This is a genomic window from Coleofasciculus sp. G2-EDA-02 (assembly GCF_040226375.1).
In the GTDB taxonomy this organism is placed as follows: domain Bacteria; phylum Cyanobacteriota; class Cyanobacteriia; order Cyanobacteriales; family Coleofasciculaceae; genus Coleofasciculus.
Genome location: NZ_JAVKEW010000041.1, coordinates 19,498 through 30,688, shown reverse-complemented (window position 1 = coordinate 30,688; position 11,191 = coordinate 19,498). Strand labels below are relative to the sequence as shown.

Sequence of the window (11,191 nt, the reverse complement as noted above, 5' to 3'; positions counted from 1 at the left end):
AACCATAAACCGCTCTAACCAAGCGGACTAACAAAATATCACTGTCTGCGGGAGGCGGACGGCTGCCTGTTGATGCTGAGTAAGACCATCACCGGATTTAGTTCCGGACTTTCTCGTTGCTGAAAGTACCCAACGTGGCATCGGCGGATGAAACGGGAAATCCCGTTCGCGTAAGCGTGGCGTAAGCCAAGACGAATAAAACCGTCCTTGTTTTTAGAAGTTGGAATCTCCAACTTCAGCGGATCTTGTTGGGGTACTTCACTTAGGGTAACTCAGTTCTGGCTGAATGAGGGGTTAACCTTCTATCTGACTCTCGCTTTAGATCCTTGGTTCCACTGAAGTTTGGGATGTGCCTACCAAGAGTGCGATCGCGCTTCTTCGGCTTAAGGGCGAGTCAACCTCCCTAATCGATTGCCCCATCTACAGTAGTCCAGCGACTCGCCCTAATATTTAATCAAATAAATTTTTAAAGAAATCCATGAATTAACCAATCAAACTCGTGGCATTTACTTAATTTTATTTCTTAGCAAATTATCCTGTTTGTAATTCCACGGTATTTTTTGAGATAAGCTCGACAATCTTTATAAAAATTTGATTAAATAGGAAAAAAATAATTCAGACAATCAATGGGCAATCTTATGCAATCACAAGCAGCTTCTCCCCAAAATAGTCGCCCTTGGTATGAAAAAGAGGACGGAACTTGTGCCATTTTAGAGGCAACCCTCGTTGACATTGGAGCTAATCAACCGCCTCACTTGATGTTCCCTGTCCACTGGGCTAAGTCCCTAGAGATTTTGCCGCAAGCGAAACGCATGGCAGACGAACACCAAGCCATGTTAGTCTTACTTCTCCACGGAGAAGCATCGAACAGCGAAATTATGTCCCTGGTCTTACAATTAGCAGAGACTCAAGTTCTGCCGTTATGGATTGGCGAACAAAATCGCCGGAAAGTAGATCAAATTATTTCTATGCTCTCCAACCAGCTTCAAGGTCAAACCTAGCCCAAAGCCTGCCCTTGAGCGAAGCGAAGGGGTTATACCAAATCCGGGGAACGCTACCCTCGTTCTAACCTAGTCCGCGCAGGCATGGAAATACTTGAGCAGCTTCGTAGATACGATGAAGTAGGGGGAGCAGAGGGAGCAGGGGGAGCAGAGGGAGCAGAGGGAGCAGAGGGAGCAGGGGGAGCAGGGGGAGCAGGGGGAGCAGAGGGAGCAGGGGGAGCAGGGGGAGCAGGGGGAGCAGAGGGAGCAGGGGGAGCAGGGGGAGCAGGGGGAGATGTTAGCTGTTCAGTTATTTCTGCCTTCTTGCACTAGTCCGCGCAGGCGGACTTTGTTTGTGTAGCAGCGATTTCAATCGCCTCTTGCAGGGGGTAATAAAGGCTAAGAAATTTTTTCCACAGACCAATGCTTAATCACACGGAGTTGTGTTGGGTGTGTCCCTGAGGCATCGGGTGCTTTATCCTGCTGGGCTTCTATTGCCTTGTGCAGAAATTCCATTTGCTCCTTAATCTGTTGAAATTGACTTTGAAGTTTTTCTAAGTCCGAGGGAGTGAGCGCAGGGGTCACATTCTGCGGTTCGCTCATGGCTTTTTTGGACGCATAAGCCATGTAGGTTTGAGCTGAAGCAAACTTGGCGGCGGCGGATTGTACTGTGGCTTGAGCAGAACTCCCAGAAGGCGCTCTCACCAGTGAGGTACTAATCACAAAGGGAGGGGATGACGGTGCAGGTTCTGGTTTGACTTTTGGCTGGGGAGTCGGTACAGGTTCCGGTTTAGTCGTTTGGGGTAATGACTTGGCGGGTTCCGGTTGACTCTGTTGGGGTGGTGGTTCTGATTCGGATTGAGTCTGCTTCTGTTCTGAAGATGCCTGGAGTTCGCTTTGGAGTTCTTCATCCAAAAAGGAAGCTAAGCCAGAGGCGGTTAATCGAGATTCTTCAGCTTTGAGAGATTCTAACAATTGGTCTCGTTCTTTCAAATTTTGCTCCAAACTGGAGAGTTGGGCTTGTGCCGCCGCCGATTTACGGGCAGACTGACGCCAACCTGTTATGGCGATGCTAGACGTTCCTGCAGTTAAGGCGAGTACAGCCGCTAAACCTAGGTAAGGCATTGCCACATCGGGATCTCTGAGCTGCCCATGAAATATCGGTTCATCTTGAAGTTGAATGGTTACTGGCTGATCTCCAAAGATAGCTAAGGGCAAGGTCAACACACCAAAGACTGCTGCCGAAATAACCGCTGGTATAAGCACGAATCGTTGTAGTGGAGAACCCGTCATAATGTATAGTTCCTAGTGAAAATTTACAGTAGTTGTCGTACTGCTGATTACTATTAAGATTTGGCTAGAGAAATTCCGATTGGCAGAAGCACGTCAATGAGTGCTAGTTTTAGATTAATCTTTGTATCAAAAAATGTCCATATATTTTTATGAACTTCCGATTAAGAATCCAGGGATTAATCCGTATTTTTACAAAGCCTTTACATATTCATAATAGCTTTATAATTAAAGTTCTAAGAGAGAAAATATTACTCATACGAGGGAACATAAGAGAGTGACTTTTGGTCAAACTTGACAGGTTAATCAACAGTCTTAACCAAAAACGACCAAGCTCTACCCTGTTCTCACAATTTTTGGCTGAGTTCTTAACCCTAAGCCAGTTGGCTGTAACCCCTAGACTTTATCTAGAATGTTTACTAGACAGGAAAGTGATCGGTTTGAGGAGTCGATCGGAATAAAAGTCCACCGCAACCTACAGGAATTGCCAAGCCGAGGTTGAAATCATCACCGTTTCTGATTCGGATGTCCACAGCACTATGTTTAAATTCTTCCGAGACCCGCTTTTATCCATTAGCCACACCCTATCCCTGTTTCTACACAGGATGTGGAATCTCTTGACATCATTTCCACGCCACCCAGATCGGTGTAGAGACACGCCTGGGGGTGTTTCCCCATTTGTCCAAGACCAACAGACTCAGACCAACAGATACCGGATGGGAAAATCCCGGGGCTTGCGCCGAGGTATTTGTTTCGCCTTAGCCTTCCTCTTGTCACTGGTGATGGGCGTAGATTGGTCGGCTGATTTACCCGTGGCGGCGACGAACAATCCAGTAATTACCGTTACCTTCCCCCTTTCAACCCAGGGTGCGAAAATCGTGGATGCGACGGGTCAACCTGTCCTGCTGCGAGGCGTGAACTGGTTTGGTATTGAAACCGAAATGCACGCCCCCCACGGTTTGTGGAAACGGGACTACAAAGATATGTTGGCTCAGATTAAAGGATTAGGATACAACATGATCCGACTTCCTTATGCCGTAAAATCCCTCAGATCAGAAGACGTGACGGGTATTGACTACAGTATCGGTGCCAATGCCGAACTGGAAGGAAAATCGCCCCTAGAGGTGATGGATATGATTATCCAGGAAGCCGATCGCCAAGGGTTAATGATTCTGTTGGACTCGCACCGACTCAATGACGAACGGATTCCGGAATTGTGGTACGGTGATGGCTTCACAGAGGAAGACTGGATCGACACCTGGAAACTGTTAGCCAGACGCTACAAAAATCAATTAAATGTGATTGGGGCTGACCTGAAAAACGAACCCCATGGTCGCGCCAGTTGGGGAACTGGGGATTTGGAAACCGATTGGCGACTGGCGGCGGAACGCGCTGGAAATGCGATTCTGGAGATAAACCCGGATTGGTTAATTGTTGTCGAAGGGGTGGAAAATAACGTTCCTGGTCAAAAACTAGACATTCATTGGATGGGCGCCAATTTAGAGGGCGTGGAACGATTCCCAGTGCGATTGTCCCGTCCCAACAAAGTGGTGTATTCCCCCCATGAATACGGTGCTGGTGTCTTTGATCAACCCTGGTTTTCTGAACCGAGTTTTCCCCAAAATCTCACCCGTCGTTGGGAAATTGGCTGGAATTATATTGCTAGAAAAGGGATCGCGCCAGTCTTTATCGGGGAGTTTGGCGGACGACAAGTTGATTCCCAATCCAAGGAAGGCGTTTGGCAACGGAAGCTGGTTAATTTTGTGCAGAAAGAGAATCTGGGTTTTGCCTACTGGAGTTGGAATCCCAATAGTGATGATACGGGAGGACTGCTCAAAGATGACTGGTTGACGGTGGAGGAACCGAAGCAAGACTTACTGCAAGGAGTCCTAATTGCCACTCGGTTTACCCACAAGCCCGCAACCGCGTTAATTCCTAATATTAAACCCAGTCCGTCCATAGGGATTAATCCCACCCCCAAACCTCGTCCCCGTCAACCGGAATTGAAAGTGACTTCGACGATGCGATCAGATTGGCAAGATGGGTTTTGTTTGAGTATTGAGGTAAGCAATCCCACAGATCAGGCGGTGAAGGATTGGCAAGTGCAGTTCCAGATGAATCAGGCGACAATTAGTCAGACGTGGAATGGGAACTTTAAAGCCCAGGGTTCAGAGTATGTCGGAAAACCGTTAGACTGGGGACGCGCGATCGCACCGGGAGAAAGCCAGGAGTTGGGATTTTGCGCTGATAAGCGAGGTTCGGATTATCAGCCGCGACAACTTTCAGCGGTAGCGGTTAGCCCTAACTCTGAGTTTTCCCCCGCCGTTAGGATTCCCACCACTCCACCCCAATTAAAAGTCGTCTCTAATCTACAATCCGATTGGCAAGAGGGATTTTGCATGAGTTTAGCGGTAATCAATCCTACGGATAACAAAGTGCGCGACTGGCAAGTGCAATTTAACCTGAATCAGGCGGCGATTAATCAGAGTTGGAATGGGAATTTTCAACAGAAAGGATCGCACTATATTGTCACGCCGATGGATTGGGGACAGGTGATTGAACCGGGACAAAAGCGTGATTTGGGCTTTTGTGCCAATAAGCAGGGTTCCGATTACCAGCCTCAGCAACTTGTGGCGTCGAGTCGATAATAGGGTATAAATAAAAGAAGTAGGGACACGACATGTCGTGTCCCTACTCTATGTGGGTACGTTAGAATGTTTTTCCCAACAAAATGCAACTCTTTGCGGTTATTATTAATGGTCACTGGCAACCCGGAATCGGTGATCCTACGTTCATAGGCTGGTTTACAGTTGTGGTGTATTTTATCACAGCGTTATTGTGCCTGATCTGTGCCTTACCTCATCGGCTCGTATTTCTACAGCGAGTGAATCGAAATCTTTGGCTATGGGGATTCTTCGCCCTTATTTTAGTATTACTGGGTATTAACAAGCAACTCGATCTTCAGTCTTGGTTAACTACAGTTGGCAAGGAATTAGCAATATCCCAGGGTTGGTATCAGCAGCGCCGCATGGTTCAGGTGCAATTCATTGGGGGAATCGTGATTGCGGCGTTAATTTTACTCTCAGTTATCGGACGCGCCGTCTATGCTGAACGACGAACCTATCGATTAGCGTTCTTAGGTCTAATGTTTCTTTCTTGTTTTATTGTCATTCGCGCCTCATCATTTCATCATATTGATACCTTGCTAGGTTGGCAACTGGTGGGATTGAGAATGAACTGGATATTGGAAGTAGGGGGTATCGCTTGTATCGCGATTGCCGCAATCAGGACAATTTTAGATCGTTGGTCTACTAAAAATTCATAAGCCAAAAATCTCAGCTTATTTACTTAAATTTGGTGGTATTTCCTGTTTCCCGTTCCCGGTTACCTTTTACAGTCTTTGAACCATTGAATATAGTAGTAGACCCATCGATTAGGACAAACACACTCTCTGGAGAGGTTCCGGTGGAACGTCTCCAAAATATTCAGCTAATCCTATCTCCCTAAACCGTTATCATTTCCTATGAAACAATCGGCAAACCAGCTAAAGCCATGGCAATTTCCTGGTCACTATACTCGCTATCACATAATAGTCCCGCGTGATAATCAAGTAAATCCGCTTGGATGTTGTACCAAGCTTTGGGTTTATGGTCTTCGGACAGGGTATATTTAATCTGCATATTAGTTAGTGAGATTAGGGTTTAGTCAAATCGTCATGGCTGAGATTTATCTTATATAGCATTTTCATTTAAGATGTGAAACTAGGATTGAGGGAGGAATGGAACAGGGAACAGTAAGGATTCAATCGGATATTATATGAGATGGCTATTTTCCGGATTAAATGAGCAACAAGTTGACGAGTCCATTCCCTCGGTTCACCCGGCTTGGTTGTTAGCCTGGGGGCAATTTCGCGCTGAACCGCCAGATTGTACATTCTTGATTCCCAACCAGTTAGCGGTAACTCTGATTCAACCCGCTTTTAGTCCTCAAGGAGACTATGGGGTGGTTGGGGATATCTGGTTAAGTAATTCTGTCAGATTGTTGCAACTCTTAGGCATTGAACCTAGGGATTGGCGGGGAACAGATCAAGGGTTGGTGGCGCTACTGTGGGAACGTTGGGGACAGGATTGTTTAGATTACCTGGAAGGGGTATTTGGGCTAGCGATTTGGCATCAGCCGAGTCAGAGGTTGTGGTTGGTGCGCGATCGCGTCGGCGGTCGGACGTTATATTATACGACTGTGGGTTCCTCTTGCTGGATTGCGCCTCGGTTGAGAACCCTGCGCCCCCACCATTCAGCCGACTTGGATTTAGTTGCGTTGCGGGATTATTTATGTTGTGCATTTGTCCCCGGAGAACGCACACTTTGGCAACAGGTGCGGGAATTGCGCCCAGGTACGGTGTTACAGTTACCTGATGGACAGCCAGAACCTTACTGGGAACCTCAAGAACAAATTACCCATCCTCAACAAAGTTTAGCATGGCACGCTCAGCAGTTGCGATCGCGCCTCGATCAGGTGGTTCAGGAATACTTACCCCATACTGAACCTGTGGGGGTTTATTTATCGGGGGGATTGGATTCGAGTTGCATCACTGCACTCACGGCTAAATTTCATCCCCATCCGGTTCATACCTACTCGATTCATTTTGGCGCAGATTATCCCAATGAATTAGAATTCTCCAATTTAGTTGCCCAACATTGCCACACGCAGCACCACATCTTAGAAATTACTCCAGAACAAATGTGGGGTCAATTACCAATAACTATGGCACAGTTGGATGATCCGATTGGTGATCCGTTAACGGTTCCCAATTATTTATTAGCCCAACTAGCGAAAGAAGCGGTTACGATTATTCTCAATGGCGAAGGGGGAGATCCCTGTTTTGGTGGACCGAAAAATCAGCCGATGTTGCTTAACCAGTTATACGGTTCTCCGGACAATAAACCTAATTTAGTTTCTGCTTATCTCAACTCCTTTAAAAAATGCGCTGCTGATTTACCGAGGTTGTTGAATCCAGAGATATTGGATTCGGTTAAAACCACGCCATCTGTCTTTGAGGCGGACTTATTTTCATCGGCGCAGTATCTGAATCGGTTAATGGGACTCAATATTAAATTTAAAGGCGCGGATCATATTTTAACCAAGGTGAATAATCTGACTCGTGCCGCTGGATTAGAAGGGCGTTCTCCCTTATTTGACCAGCGAATTGTGCAGATGGCAATGGAAACTCCGCCGGAATATAAGCTAGCGGGAAATCAGGAGAAAGCTGTTCTCAAGCAAGCGGTTGCGGATATCTTACCAGGGGCAATTATTCAGCGTCCCAAAAGCGGGATGATGGTGCCGGTGCAGTTTTGGTTTCGTCACTATTGGCAACGACAAACCAAGGCGTTGTTGTTGTCGAAAAAATGTGCTATATCGCCTTATTTAAATCAGGCAGTAATTCGCGATTGGATTGAGTATCGTGGGGATACCTGGAACCGTTATGGGGTGAAGCTTTGGTTACTTGTTAGTTTGGAATATTGGCTTAGTTGATTTTTCATTTGTAATTTGTTGTCATCTGTTCGGCATTTAAACCTTAATACCACTAATGTCTAAATCATTGTATTTAAAGCATGTTCATCACTACTAACACCTCCATAAAGAATAGAACAAATGCAAAAATCAGGAACGGTAGGGGCGCATGGCGTGCGCCCATAAAACGGACAAATCTAATCCACAATTTTATCTGTGTCAGATGATGTCCGGACCCATCACCCATAATAAAAACTTCTCCCCCTCTCCCCCTCTTCCTATCACCGTAATTATGGGTATTCAACTGGACATGATATCAATCCAGTCGAGTGTGTTAGCGTTCGCGCAGCGTTCCTGAAGGATAGCGTCAATATTTTTAACTTGTAGTTTGATTATATAGAACTATCTAGTCTGATGGGATACATCGGAAAGGGCGCAAGCATTGCGCCCCTACATTCGGGTGAAATCATCAGCTTGGTAACCGCTATAAGTTTTAACCAAAACTGTCGGAGGAAACCAAATAAACATCACTACTACTATCACTTTCAACGTCTATAAATACCAAATCTCTCCCCCCTGTACTAATTTGACTCCGATTAATTCCTTGAGTTACTATCTGTAATAGCCGTTGCGGTGTAAATGATTCCAACTCGACAAAATTACCGGATTCTAACCATGCTAGTTCCTCAGCCAATAACTCTCGCCGTACCTCTACCCCTAATTGTCTCGCCTGTTCTGCTGATTCTGGGGAAGATTGAATAAAAAGATTGCGACTATTTAAGACATGACGGGGAAGTAATCCTAAATCATAAATCGTCACGGTACTCTCAGCAAACCAATAAGAACTCGTTCGCAAGTTATGAATCAAAGTGACACCGTGGGGACTAGCATTGTGAAGGGCGTAAACCTTTAATTCGGGATTGCGTCGCAGCATCTCTAATACCGTTGAAAAAATGCCTTGAGGGTACCCCGTAATACTCAGCACCGCACAGTTATTTTCAAAGTGAAAATTATTAGCAATCAGCAGTTGAGCAATAGTAGCACTATCACAAATGACAACTCGGTCAAAACTATAGACGGTGATATCCGGATTAATGGATGTGGGTAAACGTTCCTGATTAGGAGGAGGTAATAGTGGCTCAACTGTACCATTAATTTGTTGCCAACGTTCTAACCAACCTTGGAATTTATGCAGTGTCATCGAAAAGGTTTGGGACAATGTGCTTTGGCGACGTAACTGGCGAATCCCTAAATAGAACGATACCATACCCACAATGATGGTTATCGCGAATTGTGCAAACAGGAGTAAAGCACTACTTTCAGATACGGTAGAGGTAAAAAGGGTTAAAATTCCATAAGCGAGGATAAATCCACCAATAACTTGTAAAAATCTGGCATTGCGATTACGGAGTTTTCGAGGCGTATTGGCAGAGTTGCTAATCTTGTAACAAGAAAAAATCAAGAGCGGGATTCCGATATAAGGTATAATTAAACTTAAAAGTAAGGCAAAAATTTGCAGCGCAAAATTATTGACTTTGCGTTTAAGCCGCTTGTCGATGAGGTAGTATAATTGCTTAGGGGTAAAGAATAAAGTACCGTTGACTGATAAGTCAGAGATAGCTTTGGCAAAAAATGAATCAGTAATTTTAGTTTGACCCATCGTCGTAGGTTCAAAGACAAAAGGATGTCCACAATTTTTACATCGCCCTTGATTGGCGGTGCGGTCTTTGAGATTATTGTCAGTTTGACATTGAATACATTTCATGAGCAGCGATTTTTACTTAAAATTATTTCAGTAATTTGCTAAACAATTCACTCACATACTCTCCATTCCTCTGCGTACCTCTGCGTCAACCTCTGCGTACCTCTGCGTTAAAAAAATATAATTTTGAGGTTTCCTAAGGTGTACATTAAGTAAAGGGCGCACGTCAGTGCGTCCCTACGCACCTGTGAAATTAAGCAAATACCTGATTATTTAATAAAATACTATAATCTTCCCGCTTTCTAATCAATCGGTGAGTTCCCTGTTCAACTAAAACCTCAGCCGGACGCGGACGATGTAAGAAATGAGACGACATCGCATATCCGTAAGCACCGCTATCCAGAATCGCGATAACATCTCCAATCTTTAACGCGGGGAGTTGACAATTGCGCCCCAAGTAATCCCGTGAATAGGTTGTATTCCCACACACATCTGTAGGATAAAGTTCTTGCTGGTTATCAGTGAAACTGACAATTTTTCGATAGCCACCATGTACCGAAGGAACCGATAAATTCGCTACGGTGGTATCAACGCCGAGAATTTGTTTCCCATTTTGCCACTTAACTGAAACGACTTTTGCCAACAAGGAAGCACATCCTGCGATCGCGGCTCGTCCAGGTTCTATAATTAAATCTATAGTTCTGCCGATTGTCTCTAGCTTCTGAGTTATCGCCTTGCCAAATCCTTGCCAATCAAAGGCGACGCCATTCCCCTGATAGGGATAGCCAAATCCACCACCAAAGTCTAAATAGTCCCAATCGGGTAATTGTTGACCAATCTCACATAAGGAATCAATCACTTGAGTAAAGGCTTTGGTTGCATTTGTCCCCGTTCCGCGATAGAAATGGATACCCTTGACTTGTAATCCCGCAGATTGGGTAATTTTCAGGGCTTCGGGGAAATCTTCCGGTCTAACTCCAATCCGGCTATCCCCGGTTAATTCCGGTACATTTAAGCGTAATCCTAAGTTTAATTGGGGTAATTTGGGGGTTAAGGTCTGATAGACTTGACAGCATAAATCTAATTGAGAGATGCTATCTAAATTTAAGGTAGTAATTCCCCAGTGGAGAACTTGCTCCATTTCCAGATAATTCAAATTACTGCCGCTATAAACAATGTTATCCGGGGCGAATCCCGCCTTTAATCCTAAATAGATATCTCCGGGAGTATTTGCATGAAGTCCCCACCCCTCTTGTTGGAAGATTTGCAGCAAAGCGACATTACCATTCGTCACACTCGCAAACTGGAACCGAGTGCGCGGATAGGGGACAGAGTAAGAGATATAACGAATTGTATCCCGTATGCGATCGCCTTGATAAACATAGAGGGGTGAACCGTAGATATCCAGTAATTCTTGGTCATTTGTCATGGGTTATTTTTCATTGGTAATATCGGTGTTTGTAGGGGCGACCCGCTTACATCAATTAACGACTCTTTTCCTATCAATTTTGTCGGTTCGCCCTTTGTTCTGATGTGAGGGCGCAAGCTTTGCGCCCCTACATTTCCCTCGTTCCCAGGCTTTGCCTGGGAATGCTCCTAGGGAGGCTCTGCCTCCCATAATAAAATCACAACCAGAATAATTTTGTAATCAACGGCTGCAACTTATTCCACGCTTCAAACAACGTCGCCGCCGTCGGTAATCCCACAA

General features: G+C 45.3%; 9 protein-coding genes. 5 read left to right on the top strand and 4 right to left on the bottom strand.

Features of this window, described 5'->3' with window-relative positions:
• The first annotated feature begins 638 nt into the window (after nucleotides 1–638).
• Both RLO19_RS04140 and RLO19_RS04135 read left to right on the top strand, forming a co-directional pair.
• Complete coding sequence (locus tag RLO19_RS04140) at nucleotides 639–1,001, top strand: hypothetical protein (protein WP_446354097.1); 363 nt, start codon at nucleotides 639–641, stop codon at nucleotides 999–1,001.
• Between the two features lie 84 nt (nucleotides 1,002–1,085).
• A complete protein-coding gene (locus RLO19_RS04135) occupies nucleotides 1,086–1,313 on the top strand; it encodes a hypothetical protein (protein WP_446354095.1) in 228 nt (75 codons plus the stop codon).
• Nucleotides 1,314–1,379: 66 nt separating this feature from the next.
• Here RLO19_RS04135 and RLO19_RS04130 read toward each other — a convergent pair whose 3' ends face one another.
• Nucleotides 1,380–2,273: a hypothetical protein gene (locus RLO19_RS04130; protein ID WP_446354093.1), complete on the bottom strand. Its 894-nt coding sequence runs from the start codon at nucleotides 2,271–2,273 to the stop codon at nucleotides 1,380–1,382.
• A 713-nt stretch (nucleotides 2,274–2,986) separates the two neighbouring features.
• Between RLO19_RS04130 and RLO19_RS04125 the strand changes: the two genes are divergently transcribed.
• Both RLO19_RS04125 and RLO19_RS04120 read left to right on the top strand, forming a co-directional pair.
• The gene (locus RLO19_RS04125; protein WP_446354091.1) at nucleotides 2,987–4,918 is read left to right on the top strand and encodes a cellulase family glycosylhydrolase; all 1,932 of its coding nucleotides are present in this window, start codon (nucleotides 2,987–2,989) and stop codon (nucleotides 4,916–4,918) included.
• A gap of 83 nt (nucleotides 4,919–5,001) precedes the next feature.
• Entirely contained in the window at nucleotides 5,002–5,595 is a 594-nt protein-coding gene (locus RLO19_RS04120) for a hypothetical protein (protein ID WP_446354089.1), read from the top strand.
• Between the two features lie 196 nt (nucleotides 5,596–5,791).
• Here RLO19_RS04120 and RLO19_RS04115 read toward each other — a convergent pair whose 3' ends face one another.
• Entirely contained in the window at nucleotides 5,792–5,950 is a 159-nt protein-coding gene (locus RLO19_RS04115; protein WP_446354088.1) for a hypothetical protein, read from the bottom strand.
• Nucleotides 5,951–6,086: 136 nt separating this feature from the next.
• On the opposite strand from RLO19_RS04115, the gene RLO19_RS04110 reads away from it, so the two are divergent.
• A complete protein-coding gene (locus RLO19_RS04110; RefSeq protein WP_446354086.1) occupies nucleotides 6,087–7,802 on the top strand; it encodes an asparagine synthetase B family protein in 1,716 nt (571 codons plus the stop codon).
• Nucleotides 7,803–8,274: 472 nt separating this feature from the next.
• Here RLO19_RS04110 and RLO19_RS04105 read toward each other — a convergent pair whose 3' ends face one another.
• Both RLO19_RS04105 and RLO19_RS04100 read right to left on the bottom strand, forming a co-directional pair.
• Complete coding sequence (locus RLO19_RS04105; protein WP_446354084.1) at nucleotides 8,275–9,546, bottom strand: MFS transporter permease; 1,272 nt, start codon at nucleotides 9,544–9,546, stop codon at nucleotides 8,275–8,277.
• A 190-nt stretch (nucleotides 9,547–9,736) separates the two neighbouring features.
• Nucleotides 9,737–10,912 carry a diaminopimelate decarboxylase family protein gene (locus RLO19_RS04100; protein ID WP_446354082.1) on the bottom strand — a complete coding sequence of 392 codons (1,176 nt, stop codon included), beginning with the start codon at nucleotides 10,910–10,912 and terminating at the stop codon, nucleotides 9,737–9,739.
• Nucleotides 10,913–11,191: the final 279 nt, after the last annotated feature.